Source organism: Streptomyces sp. NPDC051976 (assembly GCF_040680795.1).
GTDB lineage: Bacteria > Actinomycetota > Actinomycetes > Streptomycetales > Streptomycetaceae > Actinacidiphila.
In genome coordinates, this window is sequence record NZ_JBFAXL010000031.1 from 46642 (window position 1) to 65498 (window position 18857).

The following is an 18857-nucleotide window of genomic DNA, read 5'->3' on the forward strand; positions in this document are numbered from 1 at the left end:
CCGCGCGGGGGCGGAGGGGAGGCACATGTCGGGTGAGCGGAGTGGGGGAACGCGGTGCACTGGCGGAGGGCGCGCGGCCGCCGGTCCCCGCGGCGGTGGCCGCGCGACGGGTCCTGTGGCCGCCGCCGCTACGGGTGGTCGGAGGCGTGCTCGCGCAGTGTGTCGGCGCTGCGCGACAGCTTCCCGGTGGCGGTGCGGGGCAGCGCGGGCAGAACCACCATCCGGCGTGGCAGCTTGTATCCGGCCAGCCGCTCCGCGAGCCGCTCGCGCAGCGGTTCGGGACCGGTGTCAGGGCCGGACACGTACGCCTCGATGGCCCCGTCGGTGAACAGGACCACCGCCTCGGCCACGCCGGGCAGTGCGGCGAGCGTCTGCTCGACCTCGGTGAGGTCGACCTTCAGTCCGCCGATCGAGACCTGCGAGTCACGCCGTCCGTGGACGGCGACCCGGCCGGTGGCCGGGTCGAGGGAGGCGGCGTCGCGGGTGTGCAGCAGCCCCTCGGACCAGCGGGTCGGGTCGGGCTCCCCGAGATACGGTGACTCGGGCAGCGCGAGGTGCAACTCCCCGTCGGCGAGGGACAGTTCCATCCCGTGGACGGGTTCGAGCCAGGGCCGGGAGAGCCCGGACAGGTCCGTGGCGATCACCCCGGTCTCCGTCATGCCGTACATGGTGCCCAGCGGGATCCCGTAGCGCTCGGTGAACGCCTCGGGGACCCCCGGGCGGACCAGTTCGCCCGCCACGATCATCCGGCGGAACTGGGGCAGTGCGGGTGGTTCCCTGCGGCCCGCGAGCAGTTCGGCGTGGAAGGGCACGCCGATCACCGTGGTCGGCGCGTCCCTGCGGCCCACCGCGGCGAGGATGCCCGCGGGGGTCATCCGGTCGGGCAGCACCAACTCCGCGCCCGAGTGGAGGGCGTTGAGCAGACCGCCCACCAGGCCCAGCACATGGACCATCGAGGAGAGCAGTACGACCCGTTCACCGGGCCCGGGGAACGCCGACAGCTTGGCGTAGCAGGCCAGTTCGCGGGTGAGGTCGGCGGCGGTCCTGGCGATCGCCTTGGGCCGTCCGGTCGATCCGGAGCTGAGCTGGACCACGACGTGGTCCGTCGCCGCGGGGCGCCCGTCCGGCAGCGCCACCGCGACGACGTCCTCGCCCCCGCCGCCGGGGGCGCCGGCGGTGCCGAGTGCGGTGCGGGGAAGGTCGCGCAGCCCGGCCGGGGCATGGGCGGGGGAGCAGAGCAGTACCCGCGGGTGGAGCATGCCGAGCGCCACGTCCACCTCGGCGTCGGTGAGCCGGTGGTCGAGGAGCACGGCCGTGCCGCCGCCGCGCCACACCGCCAGCAGTGTGGTGACCAGGTCGAGTGACGGTGGCAGCCGCAGCGCCGCGGTGCCGCCTCGCAGCGGGCCCGCCGCGCCGAGCGCCGACTGCCGTTCCTCCACCAGCCGCCGCAGGGCGCCGCGGTGCAGCGGGCGGCCGAGGTCGAGGCACGGTTCGTGGTCGGGGCCCGCCAGCAGGACGGGGTCCACCCAGTCGGTCCGTTCGTTGAGGGGCAACGGGACTCCACATGACAGAAGACAGCAAAACCTGAAATGTGCGGTGAATCAGCCGAATGTGATGCGAACTCCGTCGGCTGACACTCGCACAGCGCCGCTCGGATCGTCAAGGTCTATACCAATAGTCCAGTACCCCTTAAGCTCCTTGCGCCCAGCCCGAGTTGATGAGCAATCAGCGCCGCGGAGGTGCGTCACGACCATGCCCTCGCTCACGATTCACGCGCTGCGCGAGCGAGCCGGGCACCTGCTCCCGGCCCCGGTCCGGGACTTCGTCGAGGGCGGCAGCGGCGCCGAGCACACCCTGCGCGACGCCGAGGCGGCGTATCTCGCGCTGCGCCTGCGGCCGCGCGTCCTCGTCGACGTGTCCGCCCCCGACTGCTCGCTCGAACTACTGGGCGACCGCCTGTCGTCTCCGGTGGGCATCGCACCAATGGCGTACCACCGTCTGGTCCATCCGGACGGTGAGACCGCCACCGCGGAGGCCGCCGGGACGGCCGGGGCGCTCCTGGTGACCGGTATCTTCGCCAGCCGCACACTGGAGGAGACCGCCGCGGCGGCCACCGGCCCGCTGTGGCTGCAGCTCTACTGGCTGCGGCGGCGCGACGCCCTCGCCGCGCTGGTGGCCCGCGCCGAGACCGCCGGATACCGCGCGCTGGTGCTCACCGTGGACGCGCCGAAGGTGGCCCGCCGCCGCCGCGACCTGCGCAACTCCTTCGCGCTGCCGCCCTCGGTCAGCGCCGTCAACCTCGACCCCGTCCTCACCGCGACCAGCCACCGGACCACGGCCGGCGACTCCGGCATCGAGGCGCACTCACGCGAGCAGTTCGACCCGCGGATCACCTGGGCCGACCTGGCGTGGCTACGGGCCAGGACCCGGCTGCCGCTGGTACTCAAGGGTGTGCTGACCGCGGAGGACGCCGCGCTCGCCGTCGACCACGGTGTGGACGCGCTGATCGTCTCCAACCACGGCGGGCGCCAACTCGACCGTGCGGTGCTCGCGTTGGACGCCCTGCCGGAGGTCGTCGCGGCCGTACCGCCGAGCTGTCCGGTGCTCGTGGACGGCGGCATACGCTCCGGGACCGACGTCGCCGTGGCCCTCGCCCTCGGCGCCCGGGCCGTGCTCGTCGGGCGCCCCGTGCTGTGGGGCCTGGCCTGCGACGGAGCGAAGGGCGCCGCCGCCGTACTGGAACTGCTGCGCTCCGAACTGCTGGAGGCCATGGTGCTCTCCGGCCGCCCGACCCTGGCCGACCTCGATGCCTCGGCCCTCGCCAGAACCACCCCGTCCGCCCCACCGCACGACCCCAGGAGGAATCGGTGACCAGTGTGCCCGCGGAACCGGCCGACGCCACCGGCCCCGGAGCCCGTACGGGAACGGGAGGCGGGCAGACCGACCCCGCGTTCCCCGGCTGGGACTGGGAGGACCCCGCGCGCCTCGACACCCTGATGGCCCGGTTCACCGAGAACCTGGCTGCCTGCGAGACGCTGGAGACCGTACGCGCCAAGGCCCCGCGCACCCGCGCCGACTTCCTCGAACTCGGCCTCACCGGCATCGAGTTCGCGTCCTTCCGCACCCCGCACCCGCAGGGGCTCGGCACCGACCTGCTGCCGCTGCACACCCCGCAGACGTCCACCGCGCCGGGACCGCTCTACCTCGTCGACGGCGTCCACCGCTTCACCCAGCTCGACATCGGCGAGCCGCTGCCCTTCGACGACGCGGTCGTGGACTGGGTCTACGCCGAGCACCTGGTCGAGCACGTGCCGCTGGGCATCGTGATCGGCTGGCTCGGCGAGGTGCGGCGCGTCCTGCGGCCCGGCGGGGTGCTGCGGCTCACCACCCCGGACCTGGAACTGTACGTCCGCGGCTATCTCGACCAGCGCGGCGGCTTCTTCGCCAGGCACCGCCGCCGGTTGCGCACCCTGCGCGTCGGGCCGCCCATGCCCGAGCGCCGGGCCTTCATGGTCAACCAGATCTTCTACCACTTCGGCCACCGCTGGATCTACGACGAGGCCGAACTGCGGTACGCGCTCGCCGTCGCGGGGTTCGACGGGTGGCAGGTGAGCAGACGCGACTACCGCGAAGGCACCAGAAACGACGTAGCCGCCCTGGACACCGGCTTCCGCCGGGACGAGACGCTCTACCTGGAGGCGGTGGCCCCGGGCGCACCTCCCTCGGAGAGCGCAATCCCCGCCGACGCCGACGAGGACGCCACCGAAGACGCGACCGACGCGGCCACCGCCCACACCCCCGAGGAGACCCGCTGATGGCGCCGCTGCACCCCCAGTGGCAGCGGCTGCGCGAAGCGCGCGCCCGGGCCGGGACGCCGCCGCTCTACACCCTCCCGCTGGACCGGGCCCGCGCCGACGACCTCGCGGCGCTGCGGTCGGCGGGCGGCACGCCGGAACCGGTGGCGCGGGTCGAGGAGAGCGTCATCCCGGGCCCCGGCGGTCCGTTGACCGTCCGGCTGTACCGCCCGGCGACGACACCCGGCCTGCCCGTGCTGCTCTACCTCTACGGCGGCGGCTGGACGCTCGGCTGCCTGGACACCGCCGACGGGGTGAGCCGCGGCCTGGCCAACGCCGCCGGGTGCGTGGTGGCGACCGTCGGCTACCGGCTGGCCCCCGAGCACCCGTTCCCCGCGGCGGTCCACGACAGCCACGCCGCGCTGCGCTGGCTGTACGCCAACGCCGCCCGGCTCGGCCTGGACGCCACCCGCGTCGCCGTCGGCGGCGACAGCGCGGGCGGCAACCTCGCCGCCGCCGTCGCCCTGCTGCGCCGCGACGACCCCGGCCCGCGTCTGCGCCACCAGCTCCTGGTCTACCCCAACACCGACTACCGGCCGCCCGGCGCCCCCTCGGCCCAGGACGGTGAGGACTCCCTCCTGTTCAACCGGCACTCGGTGGACTGGTACTGGTCCCACTACCTCGCCGCACCGGAGGACGGCGCCGACCCCCTCGCGTCCCCGCTGCGCGCCGCCGACCTCTCGGGCCTGCCCCCCGCCACCGTGATCACCGCCGAGTACGACCCGCTGCGCGACGAGGGAGAGCGCTACGCCGAGCGGCTGCGCGCCGCCGCCGTCCCCGTCTCCCTCCACCGCTTCACCGGCATGGCACACGGCTTCTTCACCATGACCGCCACCTTCGACGACGCCCGCGCGGCCCAGCGGCTGGCGGCGCGGCGGCTGCGGGAGGCGTTCGGGGAGGGGAGCGGACACGCACCCGCGGGAGAGGAGCCGGACCCGGGCGAGCTGCTGCTCGACGACCTCCACGGCTCGCTCTCGGACCCGCTGCTCGACCGGATGACCTTCCTCAACGAGGCGACCCTGCGCTACCCGGACGCCGTCTCCTTCGCGCCCGGCCGCCCCTACGAAGGGCTGTTCGACCCGGCGGAGGTGCCCGCCGCTCTGGAGGCGTATCTCACCCACCTGCGCGAGACCGAGGGGCTCGGACCGGACGCCGTGCGGGAGCGGCTGTTCCAGTACGGCCGGACGAAGGGCTTCATCAACGATCTGATTGCCCGTCAACTGCACGCGGACGAAAAGATCGTGGCCGACCCGGAGGCGATCGTCGTCACCGCGGGCGCGCAGGAGGGCATGCTGCTGGTGCTCCGGGCGCTGTGCGCGGGCCCCGACGACGTCCTGCTGGTGGCCTCGCCCTGCTACGTGGGCATCACGGGCGCCGCGCGGCTGCTGGACGTCACCGTCGTACCGGTGCCCGAGTCGGCGGACGGCGGTCTCGACCCGGAGGCGGTGGCGGTCGCGGTCCGCGAGCAGCGGGCGGCCGGGCGGCGGCCGCGGGCGTGCTACGTGGTGCCGGACTTCGCCAACCCGTCGGGTGCCAGCCTCTCCGTCCCGGCGCGGCGGCGGCTGCTGGAGGTCGCGGCGGAGGCCGGCCTGCTGGTCGTCGAGGACGACCCCTACGGCTTCTTCGCGCTCGACGGGCAGCCGCGGCCCACCCTCAAGGCGCTGGACACCGGGCGCCAGGTGATCCACATCGGCTCGTACGCCAAGACCTGCCTGCCCGGGGCCCGGATCGGCTACGTCGTCGCCGACCAGCGGGTGCGCGGCCCGCACGGCACCACCGCGCTCGCCGACGAACTGGCCAAACTCAAGTCGATGACCACGGTCAACACCTCGGCGGTGAGCCAGGCGGTCATCGGCGGCATGCTGCTGCGCTGCGACTTCCGGCTGCGCGAGGCCAACAAGGACGCGGGCGCCTTCTACGCGAGCAATCTCCGTACCCTCCTCGACGCCCTGGAGAGCGCATTCCCGGCAGACCGGCGGCACCACCACGGGGTGTCGTGGAACCTCCCGGAGGGCGGCTTCTTCGTGGTCGTCACACTGCCCTTCGCCGCCGACGAGCGGGCGATGGAGCGCTGCGCCCGCGAGTACGGGGTGCTGTGGACGCCGATGTCCGGCTTCCACCCGGCGGGCGGCGGCGAGCGGACGGCCCGGCTGTCGTGCAGCTATCTGACACCCGCTCACATTCGGGACGGGGTAAGGAGGCTGGCGGCCTTCGTCGCCGCCGTCGCCGCGGAGGAGGGCGGCCCGGTCAGCGGATCCGCTGGGTGAACAACCGGGCCGACCAGGCCACCGCCACCACCGTCAGGCCCGCCATCAGCACCAGCGCCCGCCACACGGCGGGCGCTCCCACATCGCCCGCGAACAGCGCCCGCATGCCCTCGACGGCCCAGAAACAGGGGTTCCAGTCCGCCGCGGCGCGCAGCCAGTGCGGGGCGAGGGCGATCGGCAGCAGGGTGCCGGACAGCAGTGCCAGCGGCTGCGCGATCGTGTTGACGACCGGGCCGAGGGCGGCGTCACTGGGCACCAGCAGCGCGAGCCCGTACGACACGCTGGAGGACATCAGCGCGATCAGCGCCAGCAGCAGGAAGGCCAGCAGCAGGTCCAGCGGCCGCACCGACAGCCCGAACGGCAGGGCCAGTACGGTCACCAGCGCCGCCTGGATCAGCAGCGCCAGCACCTCGCGCAGCGCCCGCCCCAGCAGCAGGGCGACCCGGCTGACCGGAGTCACCCGGGAGCGCTCCACGATGCCGCCGCGCAACTCGCCGAGCAGCGCGAAACCGGTGAACAGGCCGCCCATCAGCGCCAGCGCGCTGAGCAGGCCGGGTACGTAGATCCGGTACGCGTCGGCGTAGCTGTGGGCGCCGGAGGAGGCCAGTGCGGGCTTCAGCAGCGGGGCGAACAGCAGCAGGTAGCAGAGGGGCTGGAGGATGCCGACCACGATCCAGACCGGCGTGCGGAACATCAGCAGCACCTGCCGCTGGAAGACCAGCCAGGTGTCGCGCAGCAGCTTCACAGTGGCCTCGCGGGGGAGGAGAGGGACGGGGAGTCAAGGGAAGGGCGGGCGGGAGCGGGCGCCTCAGCCGCCGTCGAGCGGCCGTCCGGTCCTGGCCAGGAAGACGTCGTCCAGACTGGGGCGGCGCAACTGCACCAGGAGGGGCTCCACGCCCGCCTCCTGGAGCACCCGCATCAGCCGCGGGAGAGCGGTTGCCGCGCTGTCGACATAGAGCCTCAGCACCGTCTCTCCCGCATCGCTCCCGCCGCTGCCTCCGTCGCCCGCGTCCGCGCCCGGCTCGCCGGGCACCGACTCCAGGCCGCTCACCCAGGGCAGCGCGCCGAGCGCCCCTTCGGCGGCGGGGCAGTCCTCGGAGCGCAGCGAGAGCGAGACCGCGTCGCCCGCGATCTCCTTCTTCAACTGCTCGGGCGTGCCCTCGGCCACGACGCGGCCGTGGTCGACGATCGCGACCCGGCCGCAGAGGCTGTCCGCCTCGTCCAGGTAGTGGGTGGTGAGCAGCACGGTCATCCCCTGGTCGCGCAACCGCCGTATCTCGGCCCAGACATGGGCGCGGCTCTGCGGGTCCAGGCCCACCGTCGGCTCGTCGAGGAAGAGCAGCCGAGGCCGGTGGATCACCCCGAGCGCCAGGTCCAGCCTGCGGCGCTGGCCGCCGGAGTACGTGCCGCAGTTCCGGTCGGCGAACTCGCCCAGCGCGAAGCCGTCCACCGCCTCCTGCGCGCGGGTGCGGGCCTCGGCCTTGCCGACGCCGTACATCCGTGCCTGCAGGACCAGTTCCTCGCGGGCGCTCACCCCGTCGGCCGTGCCGCCGCCCTGGGCGACGTACCCGATGCGGCGCCGCACCTCGGCGGCCTCGCCGAGCAGGTCGGCGCCCGCGACGGTGGCCGTACCGCCGTCCGGTGGGACCAGCGTGGCGAGCATCCGCAACGTGGTGGTCTTTCCCGCGCCGTTGGGGCCGAGGAAGCCGAAGATCTCGCCTTCGCCGACCGTCAGGTCGATGCCGCGGACCGCGTCGACGGGTTCGCCGCGGCCCCCTCGGGACGGGAAGGACTTGCGCAGGCCCTTGGTCACGATCAACCGAGTCTCCCGGTCGTGGTGGGGAAGTGCGCGGAGGCCGTGTGAGGCCGTGTCTGGCAGGTCCCGCCCGGCCGGCGGGGCCTGCAGGGCCTTGCCGAGCGACACCTTAGGCGACCTTCCACCGTGCGGACAATGGTCTGGACCATGAATCGGCATACGTCCGCGGCCGGAGGGGGCACGACGTCAGACGGCGCATTCCTCCAGCAGGTCCGCGGCGCGCGGCGCGCCGCCGAGCGAACCCAGCTCGCGCGCCAACTCCCCGGCGGCCAGCCGTGGTTCGGGACGGTCCAAGACCGCGAGCAGTGCCGCCCGGATCTGCTCCGCGCCGGCCCGCTCGAAGTCCAGCACGACGCCCGCACCCGCGGCCGCCACCCGGGCCGCGGTGATCGGCTGGTCGTGCCGGATCGGGGCCAGCACCAGCGGCACGCCGTGCGACAGCGACTCGCAGACGGTGTTCATGCCGCCGTGGCAGAGCACCGCGTCCAGCGCGCCCTGCCGCAGCAGTTCGAGCACGGGCACCTCGGTGAACCCGAGCATCTCCTCCGGCAGCCGCTCCAGGACCTCCGCGGGCGCGGCGACCACCGCCCGCACCCGGTCGCCGACCGACCGCAGGGCGTCGGCGGCGCGCAGCAGGAAGTCCCCGGCGACCGAGGCGGACAGCGTGCCGAGGGTGACCAGGACGTGCTTGCGGTCGGGCCGCAACTGCTCCCAGGGGAAGCCGATGGTGGACGGACGGTCCGTCAGCAGCGGTCCCACCACGGCGCATCGCGGCGGCAGCGGGGTGCTGGGCGGCGAGTCCGCGGCCCGGGCGGTGTCCGGCGCGACCCCGAGCAGGACGGGCGCGGTGCACGCCAGGATCAGCCGCGCGGAGAAGCGCGGATCGGCGTACTCGGCGGCGTTCAGCCCGGCCCGGCTCCACAGGTCGCGCAGCAGGCCCTGCTGCCACTCCTCCAGGCCCGGCTCGTCCAGCGGCGGACGCCCCAGCTCCATGGACGAGGGCGCGAAACCGGCCCAGGGGACGCCGTACCGCTCGGCGGCCAGTGCCCCCGCCGGGCTGTGCTGGTCCACGAGGACGAGATCGGGGTGCCAGTCCCGCACCGCCTGCCGCACCTTGGGCAGGGTGAACCGGGTGTACGGCACCACGAAGTCCTGCCACAGCGTGCGGATCGCCGCCGTACCGCCCACCGCCTGCTGGCGGAAGAGCCGCGACCCGGTGGGCATGATCAGCGCCTCGGGCCCCAGCACCGGCCGGAGCACCGGCTCGGGGCCCGCCCACGCCACGCGATGGCCGCGCCGGGTCAGTTCCGCCGCCAGCGACAGCGCCGGGAGCAGATGACCGGCGAGCGGCGGCAGCACGAACAGCAGGCGCAGCGGACGCGAACCCGAAGGCAGGTCCGACGGGGCCTCGGAAGCAGACGCGGAGCGAGACGTGGGACGGGCGTGCGGACGTGGATCGGCCGGTACGGCCACCGTGGGCTCCAGGGGGTCGGCGGGCGGACGGGCGTCGCGCCGCCCGGGGGAGCGAAGGTACCCAAAGGGGGATCTTGTGCGAAGCACAGGGCGCCGGAATACTAACCCGCGTGACCGCACTGAAGGCAGTCGCAGTCCATCTGCCCCCCGTCGTCGAACCGGTCGAAACGGTCGGTGAGCGGCTGGGTTTGACGACCCGTCAGAAGACGTTGCTGCGCCGGTTCCACGGCCTCGACCAGGTCCGTTTCCAGCCGGACGGCGATCTGACGGATCTGCTCGCCGCGGCGGCCGGAGCGCTGCCGGGGCTGCGCGGTCGCGCCCACCTCGTCCGCTACGTGCTGCACGCGCGCAGCATGCCGGTCGGGGTGCCGTACCCGGTCAACTCCCCGCACGAACTGCTCGGCCGTCTGGGGCTGGAGCACGCGCGTGCGTTCACCGTCACCCATCATGCCTGCGCGGGCTCGCTGCTCGCCGTCGACGTGGCCGGCCGGCTGCTGGCGGCGGACGGCGACCCGGAGGCGCTGGCACTGATCGTGGCGGGGGAGAAGACCTTCACCCGGGACGCCCAACTGGTGCCGGAGACCGCCGTGTTCGGAGAGACGGCGGCCGCCTGCCTGGTCGGCGCGGACGGGGAGAGGGACCGGGTGCTGTCCTATGTGGTGGACCTGCGGGGCGAGTTCGACGGCCGTCTCGCCGAGGACCGCCAGCTGCTGGACCGCTATCAGCGGGCCTACCCGCAGGCCATGATCGGCGTGATGGAGGCCGCACTGGAACGGGCGGGCGAGAGCTGGGACACCCTGGCGCTGCTCCTGCCGCACAACGTCAACCAGATCTCCTGGAAACGGATCTGCCGCACCACCGGCTATCCGCTCGACCGGGTGGTGCTGGAGAACGTCCCGTCCGTGGGCCACAGCTTCGCGGCGGACTTCTTCCTCAACCACCACACCGCCACCACCCGCGGACTGCTCCGGCCCGGCGACCGCTACATGGTCGCCGCCTCAGGGCTCGGCGCGACCTTCGCGGCGATGGTGCTCACGCACTGAGCCACCCGCCACCCCGCTCGACCAGCTGACTCACGCGCCATCCCTCCATGCCCGGCCCGGCACGCGCCGGCGGGCCACCTCCCCCAGACGGGATCGGACCATGACAGACGCCTCCCCGGCCACCACCGACGCCACCGTGGACGCCGCCACCGCCGAGCTGCGCGACAGCGCCGAGCAGGGCATCCTGCTGCTCCTGCCGCGCGTGCTCAAGCAGGAGCCGGCGCAGCCCGTGTCGCCGGACGCCGCCCTGATGGAGGACCTCGGCCTCACCTCGGGCACCACGCTCGAACTGATCCTGGAACTGGAGGACCACCTCGACATCCAGGTCGACATCGAGGAGATCAGCCCGGACGACCTGCGGTCCGTGACGGACCTGGCGGCGTACGTCGCCGCACACGTCGTCGCCGAGGACTGACCGCGTGCGTACGGTCTCCGCGTCCGGCCCCCGCCGCCCCGACGCCGCGCTGCGGCTCGCGGACGCGGTGAGCCTGGCGTTCCCCGCCGACTCGCCCGCCGCGCTCGACCCGGACGTGCGGGTGTTCTTCGGGGACATGGTGCGCCCCTACGGACTGCCGCTGGACGAGGAGCGGCTCCGCGGCGGCGCCGGGCAGTCGTACGCGGAGATGGGCGAGGCGGTGATCACCGCCCTGGTGCCGCCCGAGCGGCCGGTCGACCTGCTCGTCGAGGTGTTCGCCTCGCCCGACGTGCAGCCCGGCCGGGCCGCCTCGGTGCACCTGAGCACCTTCTGCCCGGGGCGGCCGTTCGCGTTCGCCCTGACGGAACAGGGCACTTCGGGGGTGTTCAGCGCCCTGCGGCTGGCCGGGTCGTATCTCGCGGACGAGGGCTTCGCGCGCGCCCTCGTCCTGGTGCTGGAGCAGTCCGGGCTGCCGTACCGGCCCCCCGACGGCACCCCGGTGGCGGACCGCGCCGCCGCCGTCGGGCTGCTGCTCGCCCGCGACGCCGACGTCGAGCTGACCCTGCACGGCGACGCCGGGCGGGTCCCGGCCGAGGAGGCGTACGAGAGCGTCGCCAAGGCCGCGGCGGACCTGCGGGGCGCCGACCCGGAGGCGCTGCTGCTGCTCGGCCCCGCGCTGGCGGGACGCGGCGACCCCGACGGTACGGAGGCCACGGGCGGGGCGGCCACCGTCCGGGCCCGCTCCGGCAACCCGTACACCGGCCTGTGGTCGGCCCTCGCCGAGCACCTGCCGCGGCTGCGGGCGGACCGCCGCACCGCGCTGCTCGCGGAGTACGATCCGCTGCTGGGCCTGCTCGACCTCGCCCGGCTGCGCCGCCTATGACGGTCGGTCAGCGGCGGGATGCCGCAGGCGGGTTCGTGGAGGTCGACGTCTGGGCGATATCGCTGCGGCAGCCGCCGGAGGCGGTGGCCGAACTGCGGGCCATCCTCGACCCGATGGAGCGGCGGCGGGCCGCGGGCGATCCGCGGTACACCGTCGCGCACGGGGCGGTGCGCTGGATCCTCGCGGGCCGGCTCGGCGCCCAACCCGGCGCGCTGCGCCGGACGTTCGGCCCGCACGGCAAGCCGCGGCTGACCGGCACGGGGGCGGGACTGGGCTGGAATCTGAGCGCCAGCGGGGACTGGGCGCTGCTCGCCGTGGTGCCGCAGCCGGAAGGCGGCGCCGAGGGCGCGGCGGTGGGCATCGACATCCAGCGCCTGGTGCACCCGGACGCGGCGCCACGGCTGGCCCGGCGCTACTTCCCACAGGCGGAGGCCGAGGCGGTGCGCGCCGCGGCGGCGGGCGGCACGCCGGGTACGGCCCCCGGTACGGCGGCGGGGGCGGCGTACACGCGGCTGTGGACCTGCAAGGAGGCGTATGTGAAGGCGTACGGCGGGCGGCTGGTGGACGGGCTGTCGGTGCCGGTCCCGCCGGGAGCGGGCGGCGTCATGTCCGGGCCGCTCGGACCGTGCCAGGTCGCCGCGGCGCCCACCCCCGCCGAGGGCTACCACGCGGCCGTCGCGGTCACCGGCCCGCTGCCGCCCCGCCCGCGCCCGCGTTTGTGGAGCTGGTGACGCGGTACGCGGGCCCGCCCCTCAGCGCGGACGCTCCGTGAGCGTGTCCCTCACCCGCACCCCGTGGCCAGCGCGTCCTCGACGATCGACTCCTCGAAGCCGCGCAGGAACGCCTCCATGTCGGCGCGCGGGAGCAGCGAGCTGTCCGCCGTCATGGCCAGCTCCACCGCCCCCGGGGTGTCGACCACGTCCATGGCGAAACTGAGGTTCCTGCGCGGCGGGAACTCCACCGGCCAGCTCAGCGTCGTGTGTTCCCGCGCCCGGGCCAGCGGGACCGCTGCCCGGTCCGGTGCGGCGGGCCGGAACAGCCCCGGCTCACGGGTGTCGTTGAAGACGCAGCTGTGGTCGGCGAGATCGGGCAGTTCCGAGCGGAGCCGCTCGATGTCCTGGTCCAGCAGCCGCTTGTCGTACGAGGCGTAGCGGTACGCGCCGAGCGCGCCCGCGTGCACCCGCCGCACCAGATCGCCGAAGTCCCGGTCGACCGACCGCAGATGGAACAGTCCCTCCTGGGCGAGGGTGGTGATGGTCTGCGCCATGCCGGGCAGGAAGCGGTTGTTGACCACCACCTGCAGCAGCGGCTCGGGAGCGCCGGAGATCCTGCTGACCTGCTGGGCGGCGGCCGCCAGCAGCACCGAGGAGCCGCTGACCCTGCGGGTGGCCGCCACATGGTCGACCGCCCGCAGCAGGGCGGGGGAGTGCAGCACCGCGTTCGGGAAGAGAGCGTCGGGAGAGCGCTCCCCGCGGGGCGGGAACAGCCCGCGCGGCCCGTCGCCGAGCTTGGTGCGCCAGTAGCGGCGGGAGGCCGCGTCCCGGCGGCGCCCCCGGTCCGAGTTCTGGTACGCGGCCTCGTCCAGCGGCTGCGTCGCCGGGTACAACTCCCGTAGCCGCTCCGGGGATTCGCCTTGCACCAGCATCAGGATGTCGCGGGCCAGCCGGCGCAGCCCGCCGCCGTCGGCGGCGGTGTGGGAGAGCGCCATCACGTAGTGGTGGACGAGTCCGTCCGCCTCGACCAGGCCGACCCTGATCGGCCAGTGCCCGGCGCAGTCGAAGGCGCGCGATGCCAGCTCCGCCAGCAACTCGTCGCCCACCCGCCCGGTCTCCTCCCGCGCGCACTCCCGTAAGGCGACGGGCAGTCGCCCGGAGGCGTCCAGAGTCTGTACGAGTCCGCCCGCCTCGTCCGGCCGCAGCCGGGTGCGCAGCGACTCGTGCAGCCGGGCCGCGTGGGTGACCGCGTCGAGTACGGCGGCGCGCGGGTAGCCGGCGTCGAGGGGGAAGCCGATCGAGACGTTGTAGCGCGGCGCGTCGTCGCCGAGTACGGACACCGCGTCCCAGATCGCCTGCTGCCCCCAGGTCGCCGGGCCGGAGCCCGAACGGTCGGCCGTGACCTTGAGGTGCAGCTCTTCCGGCTCGCTCATCGAACACTCCTCGTGTGACAACCGTGGCCCGGGGCCAGCCCATTGGTCTGGTCCATGCGTCGATCCGGAAGTATGCCCGTCCGGCAGCCCGTTCGACCCGCTTTCGCCGCAACCGCCCGCCCTCGCCTCCGGGGCCGCGGGACGGGCTCTCCTCCCGAAGGCGCGCTGCGTTCACAAGGTGAATCCCGTACAACTTCTTGACTGACCGCCATGGCGACTTGACACTGCCTAACGGATCCAGAAGTGCCCTGATCCATTGATTGAGAGCGTTTTCAAATAGCGAATTCCCAGGGAACGGCCGCGGTCTGGCCCTGAATGTTCAGCAACGCGTGCGATCCACCCCCCACTTCCGCACTGATCTGGCGTTCACTTCGCGAAGCCAGACGAAAGGACCCCACCGATGCGCCGAACCATCACCCCGGGCCGCAGCGGGCCCGGACCGCGTCGCCACCAGCGTTCCGTCGCCCTGCTCGGCGCGCTCGTCCTCGCGCTGGCCGGACTGCTGGGCCTGCTGCAGGTCGCCGGGTCGGCCTCCGCCGACAGCACCGACTACACGCAGAGCGTCACCCAGGTCAGCGACACCCAGGCCAAGATCACCTTCACCCCCACCACCGCCGCGCTCTACGTCGACGCGCACTACCTGGTCAACGGCGCCAACCAGCAGAACGTCCGGATGACCAACACCGCGGGCACCTGGACCTGGACGGTCGGTTCGCTGACCACCGGCTCGGTCCTGGAATACTGGTTCACCTACGAGAAGAACGGCCCGCAGTACGACACCCCCCACTTCACGTACACCCAGGGCAGCGGCACCACCGGCGGCGGCACCGGCGGGACCGGGGGCACCGGCGGGACGGTCGCCACACCGACCTTCAGCCCGGCGGGCGGCACCTTCTCCTCCGCGCAGACCGTGACGCTCGCCGACGCGACCGCGGGAGCGACCATCCGCTACACGCGGGACGGCTCCACCCCGACCGCGAGCTCCACCCTCTACAGCGCACCGATCAGCGTCACGTCCACCACCACCGTGAAGGCCATCGCCCTCGCCTCGGGACTCACCAACTCGGCCGTGGCGAGCGCCACGTACACCATCGGCACCTCGGCGGGCTGCCCCACACAGTCCGACACCCCGGACTTCGGCCCCAACGTGCACATCTTCGACCCGTCGATGGGCAACGCCGCGATCCAGTCCCAACTCGACGCGCAGTTCGCGCAGATGAAGGACACCAACAGCGCGCAGTTCAGTGAGAACCGGGTGGCCGACCTGTACAAGCCCGGCACGTACAACGTGTCGGACAACGTCGGCTTCTACACCTCGGTGGCCGGACTCGGCCAGAACCCCGACGACGTCACCATCAACGGCGACGTCACCGTCGACGCGTTCAACGCCTCCGACGCGGGCAACGCCACGCAGAACTTCTGGCGCTCCGCGGAGAACCTGGCCATCAACCCGTCGAGCGGCACCGACCGTTGGGCCGTGGCGCAGGCCGCGCCCTTCCGCCGGATCGACGTCCACGGTGGTCTCGCCCTCTATCCGGCGAGCTACGGCTACGCCAGCGGCGGCTACATCGCCGACACCAAGGTCAGCGGCCAGACCGCGTCCATCTCGCAGCAGCAGTGGTACACCCGCGACACGAACTTCGGCAGTTGGTCGGGCGGCGTGTGGAACATGGTCTTCTCGGGTGTGAACGGCGCTCCGGCGAACACCTTCCCGAACCCGCCGGAGACCACGCTCGGCACCACCCCGGTCTCCCGTGACGTGCCCTACCTCTACCTCGACGGCACCGGAAAGTACCGGGTCTTCCTGCCCTCCCTGCGCACCAACGCCTCCGGCCCGAGCTGGGCGAGCGGCAGCACCCCCGGCAGCTCGCTGCCGATGAGCCAGTTCTACGTGGTCAAGGCGGGCGACACCGCCGCGACCATCAACAACGCCCTGGCCCAGGGCTGCAACCTGTTCGTCACCCCCGGGGTCTACCACCTCAGCCAGACGCTCAACGTGACCAAGGCCAACACCGTGGTGCTCGGCATCGGTTACCCGACCTTCGTGCCGGACAACGGCGTGAACGCCATGCAGGTCGCCGACGTCGACGGAGTGCGGCTCAAGGGCCTGCTGTTCGACGCGGGCACCACCAACTCGGCCGCGCTGCTGACCGTCGGCCCGTCCGGCTCCTCCGCGAGCCACGCGGGCAACCCCACCACCATCCAGGACGTGTTCTTCCGGATCGGCGGCGAGAAGGCGGGCAAGGCCACCACCAGCCTGATCGTCAACAGCTCCAACGCGATCATCGACCACATCTGGGCCTGGCGCGCCGACCACGGCACCGCGGGCACCGTCGGCTGGAACACCAACACCGCCGACACCGGCCTGCTCGTCAACGGCGCCAACGTCCTGGCCACCGGCCTGTTCGTCGAGCACTACCAGAAGTACGAGGTGGTCTGGAACGGGCAGGGCGGCAAGACGATCTTCTTCCAGAACGAGATGCCGTACGACCCGCCCAACCAGGCCGCCTGGACGAACCCTTCGGGCGTCAACGGCTACGCGGCGTACAAGGTGGGCGCCAACGTCACCAGCCACGAGGCGTGGGGGCTCGGCAGCTACTGCTACTTCAACGTCAACCCGGCCGTGAACAGCTACCACGCCTTCGAGGCGCCCAACACCTCGGGAGTGCGCTTCCACGACGCCCTGACCGTCTCGCTCGGCGGCGTCGGCACCATCACCCATGTCATCAACGACACCGGAGCCGTCACCGCGTCGAACACCACACCCAGCAACGTCGTCAGCTACCCGTGACACCCCTGACGGCCTGACCTGATCGAGGATCCGGGGCTCCCCGCCCGAACGGGGAGCCCCGGATCCTTCATGCGATGTTCCGTCCGCGTTGCCCCGCCGCACCCCCGCCGTGGCCGAAACCCGACCGTACTGTGCACGCGTCACCCCACGAATCACCCCATGAACACGCAGACGGCGGCGTGGAACGCAGCGACGGAGACGCACATGTGCAGCCCTGACCACCAGCCCGACGGCCCGCAGCAGGGCTCCAGCCGACGCTCCTTCCTGCGGAACGCAGGGCTCGTGGGCGCCGGAGCCGCGACCGCCGCCCTGGCCACCGCCGGCCAGGCCGCCGCCGCGCCCACGGATAGCACCTCCTCCGGCACCGCCACCGGCGCCCGCAGGGCCCGGCCCGACACCGATAGCCGCCGCTTCACGCTGGTGGTGATGCCCGACACCCAGTACCTCTTCGACGGCGAGAGCATCCACCCCGAGCCGCTGGAGGCGTCCTTCCGCTACATCCTCGACGGCACCGAGGACGAGCAGGAGAACGTCGTCTTCATGGCGCACCTGGGCGACCTGACGCAGAACGGCCAGCCGCACGAGTTCGACGCGATCAGCGGCGCCTTCGGGTTCCTCGACCGGCACGGCGTCGGCTACAGCGTGCTCGCGGGCAACCACGACGTCGGCTCGTCGAGCGACGACCAGCGCGGCGGATCGCCGTACCTGGACCACTTCGGGCCCCGCCGCTTCCGTGACGCGGCCACCTTCGGCGGCGCCAGCGCGGACGGCTACAACACCTACCACCTGTTCCGGGCCGCGGGACGCCAGTGGATGGTGCTCGCCCTCGACTGGCGGCTGTCCGCGCCGGGCTTCGGCTGGGCCCGGCAGGTCATCGCCGCCCACCCCGGCGTCCCCGTCGTCCTCACCACGCACGAACTGGTCTATGCCGACAACCCCGGTGACGAGGCCCAGCCCTCCGACTACGGGCAGCAGTTGTGGGACGAGCTGATCGCCGACCACGACCAGATCTTCCTCACCCTCAACGGGCACTTCTGGCCCGCCGGACGCACGGTGCGCACCAACAAGGCCGGGAACGCGGTGCACCAGCACATCACCAACTACCAGAACCGCTACTACGGCGGCGCCGCGATGATCCGGCTCTACCACTTCGACCTCGACCGCGACACCATCGACGTGCGGACCGTCTCCCCGTGGATCATGGGCAGGGCGGGTGAGCGGCTCAACGCGCTGGAGCGCCAGGAGAGCGAACTCACCAGCGACCAGGACTACTTCTCGGTGCCGATCGACTTCACGCGCCGCTTCGCCGGCTTCGCCCCCGTGCCCACCCGGCCCGCGCGCCCCGCCAAGGACCTGCTGGTCCCCGGCACCGTGGCGTACTGGCGGTTCGACGGCGGGCAGCGGGACGGCACGCCGGTCACCGACGACGTCCGCATTCGCGACCTGAGCGGCCACGGCAACGACCTCACCCGGATGAACGTCCCCGGCAGCCCCGCGACCGCCCTCACCTGGTCCACCGACTTCCACCCCGACCAGCCCGGCCACGGCAGCCTCTTCTTCGGCGGCCACAAGAACCCGCTGCGGGGCGCCTGTCTGCGCACCGACCCCGGCGCCCCGCTCAACAAGGCCACGTTCAACTCGGGTTACACCGTCGAGGCGTTCTTCCGGCTGCCCGCCGACTGGAACGGCGACAACGACGCCTGGGCCGCCCTGCTCAGCCGCTGGGGCATGAGTGGCGAGGCGGGGAAGACCGAGGGCGACGCCCAGGAGCCGGTGGCCACGCTCAGCCTCTCCGGCGACCGCGAACTCCAATGGGCGATCTACCCGCTCAACCTGGACGGCCCCGTCACCAACTGGGGCCACGAACTGCCCCTCGACACCTGGTGGCACGTCGCGGTCGTCAACGACGGCCGCCACACCACGATGTACGTCGACGGCTGCCCCGTCGTCCGCAACCCCGCCACCGTCTCCACCGGCATCAGCACCACCGCCATGCAGTGGCTGCTGGGCGGTTACGAGTACGGCGGCGAACTCGACCAGGTGCTGCACGCCTTCGTCGGAGACGTCCGCGTCGTCGCCCGTGCGCTGCCGGTCAGCAGGTTCATGAACGCCTGAACCGTGGTGACCGTGTGAACGGCGTCGAGCGCGTGCCGCCGAACGCGGCGCGGG

The 18857-nt window shown here is 73.1% G+C and carries 14 protein-coding genes; 9 read left to right on the top strand and 5 right to left on the bottom strand.

Annotated elements, in window-relative coordinates; translation table 11 throughout:
* Nucleotides 1–128 precede the first annotated feature (128 nt).
* The gene (locus AB0M29_RS27085) at nucleotides 129–1553 is read right to left on the bottom strand and encodes a class I adenylate-forming enzyme family protein (protein ID WP_365387056.1); all 1425 of its coding nucleotides are present in this window, start codon (nucleotides 1551–1553) and stop codon (nucleotides 129–131) included.
* A 199-nt stretch (nucleotides 1554–1752) separates the two neighbouring features.
* Between AB0M29_RS27085 and AB0M29_RS27090 the strand changes: the two genes are divergently transcribed.
* From AB0M29_RS27090 to AB0M29_RS27100, 3 genes are read left to right on the top strand one after another with little or no spacing between them, the layout of a single operon-like run.
* On the top strand, nucleotides 1753–2871 hold the full coding sequence (locus tag AB0M29_RS27090) for an alpha-hydroxy acid oxidase (RefSeq protein WP_365387058.1): 1119 nt from the start codon (nucleotides 1753–1755) through the stop codon (nucleotides 2869–2871).
* Nucleotides 2868–3815, top strand: coding sequence for a methyltransferase domain-containing protein (locus AB0M29_RS27095; RefSeq protein ID WP_365387060.1), 948 nt, complete (start codon nucleotides 2868–2870; stop codon nucleotides 3813–3815). Before AB0M29_RS27090 ends, AB0M29_RS27095 begins: the two co-directional genes overlap by 4 nt.
* Nucleotides 3815–6121 (top strand): aminotransferase class I/II-fold pyridoxal phosphate-dependent enzyme, encoded by a 2307-nt coding sequence (locus AB0M29_RS27100; RefSeq protein WP_365387061.1) that lies wholly within the window; start codon nucleotides 3815–3817, stop codon nucleotides 6119–6121. The genes AB0M29_RS27095 and AB0M29_RS27100 overlap by 1 nt, the downstream gene beginning before the upstream one ends.
* On the opposite strand, the gene AB0M29_RS27105 is transcribed toward AB0M29_RS27100, so the two are convergent.
* From AB0M29_RS27105 to AB0M29_RS27115, 3 genes are all read right to left on the bottom strand, one after another.
* On the bottom strand, nucleotides 6102–6866 hold the full coding sequence (locus tag AB0M29_RS27105; RefSeq protein WP_365387063.1) for an ABC transporter permease: 765 nt from the start codon (nucleotides 6864–6866) through the stop codon (nucleotides 6102–6104). The genes AB0M29_RS27100 and AB0M29_RS27105 overlap by 20 nt on opposite strands.
* A gap of 63 nt (nucleotides 6867–6929) precedes the next feature.
* Nucleotides 6930–7934: an ATP-binding cassette domain-containing protein gene (locus tag AB0M29_RS27110; RefSeq protein WP_365387157.1), complete on the bottom strand. Its 1005-nt coding sequence runs from the start codon at nucleotides 7932–7934 to the stop codon at nucleotides 6930–6932.
* Between the two features lie 189 nt (nucleotides 7935–8123).
* Nucleotides 8124–9296, bottom strand: coding sequence for a glycosyltransferase (locus AB0M29_RS27115; protein WP_365387064.1), 1173 nt, complete (start codon nucleotides 9294–9296; stop codon nucleotides 8124–8126).
* A gap of 224 nt (nucleotides 9297–9520) precedes the next feature.
* On the opposite strand from AB0M29_RS27115, the gene AB0M29_RS27120 reads away from it, so the two are divergent.
* The 4 genes from AB0M29_RS27120 (at nucleotide 9521) to AB0M29_RS27135 (ending at nucleotide 12482) form a co-directional block, all read left to right on the top strand.
* A complete protein-coding gene (locus AB0M29_RS27120) occupies nucleotides 9521–10453 on the top strand; it encodes a 3-oxoacyl-[acyl-carrier-protein] synthase III C-terminal domain-containing protein (RefSeq protein ID WP_365387065.1) in 933 nt (310 codons plus the stop codon).
* A 100-nt stretch (nucleotides 10454–10553) separates the two neighbouring features.
* Nucleotides 10554–10868 (top strand): acyl carrier protein, encoded by a 315-nt coding sequence (locus AB0M29_RS27125; RefSeq protein WP_365387068.1) that lies wholly within the window; start codon nucleotides 10554–10556, stop codon nucleotides 10866–10868.
* Nucleotides 10869–10872: 4 nt separating this feature from the next.
* The gene (locus AB0M29_RS27130) at nucleotides 10873–11751 is read left to right on the top strand and encodes a hypothetical protein (RefSeq protein WP_365387070.1); all 879 of its coding nucleotides are present in this window, start codon (nucleotides 10873–10875) and stop codon (nucleotides 11749–11751) included.
* 35 nt (nucleotides 11752–11786) lie between these two features.
* On the top strand, nucleotides 11787–12482 hold the full coding sequence (locus AB0M29_RS27135) for a 4'-phosphopantetheinyl transferase superfamily protein (RefSeq protein ID WP_365387071.1): 696 nt from the start codon (nucleotides 11787–11789) through the stop codon (nucleotides 12480–12482).
* A gap of 50 nt (nucleotides 12483–12532) precedes the next feature.
* On the opposite strand, the gene AB0M29_RS27140 is transcribed toward AB0M29_RS27135, so the two are convergent.
* Nucleotides 12533–13897, bottom strand: coding sequence for a condensation domain-containing protein (locus AB0M29_RS27140; RefSeq protein WP_365387073.1), 1365 nt, complete (start codon nucleotides 13895–13897; stop codon nucleotides 12533–12535).
* 673 nt (nucleotides 13898–14570) lie between these two features.
* Here AB0M29_RS27140 and AB0M29_RS27145 point away from each other — a divergent pair.
* Nucleotides 14571–16688 carry a chitobiase/beta-hexosaminidase C-terminal domain-containing protein gene (locus AB0M29_RS27145; protein ID WP_365387160.1) on the top strand — a complete coding sequence of 706 codons (2118 nt, stop codon included), beginning with the start codon at nucleotides 14571–14573 and terminating at the stop codon, nucleotides 16686–16688.
* Nucleotides 16689–16892: 204 nt separating this feature from the next.
* Nucleotides 16893–18803 (top strand): LamG-like jellyroll fold domain-containing protein, encoded by a 1911-nt coding sequence (locus tag AB0M29_RS27150; RefSeq protein ID WP_365387162.1) that lies wholly within the window; start codon nucleotides 16893–16895, stop codon nucleotides 18801–18803.
* The last annotated feature ends 54 nt before the right edge of the window (nucleotides 18804–18857 follow it).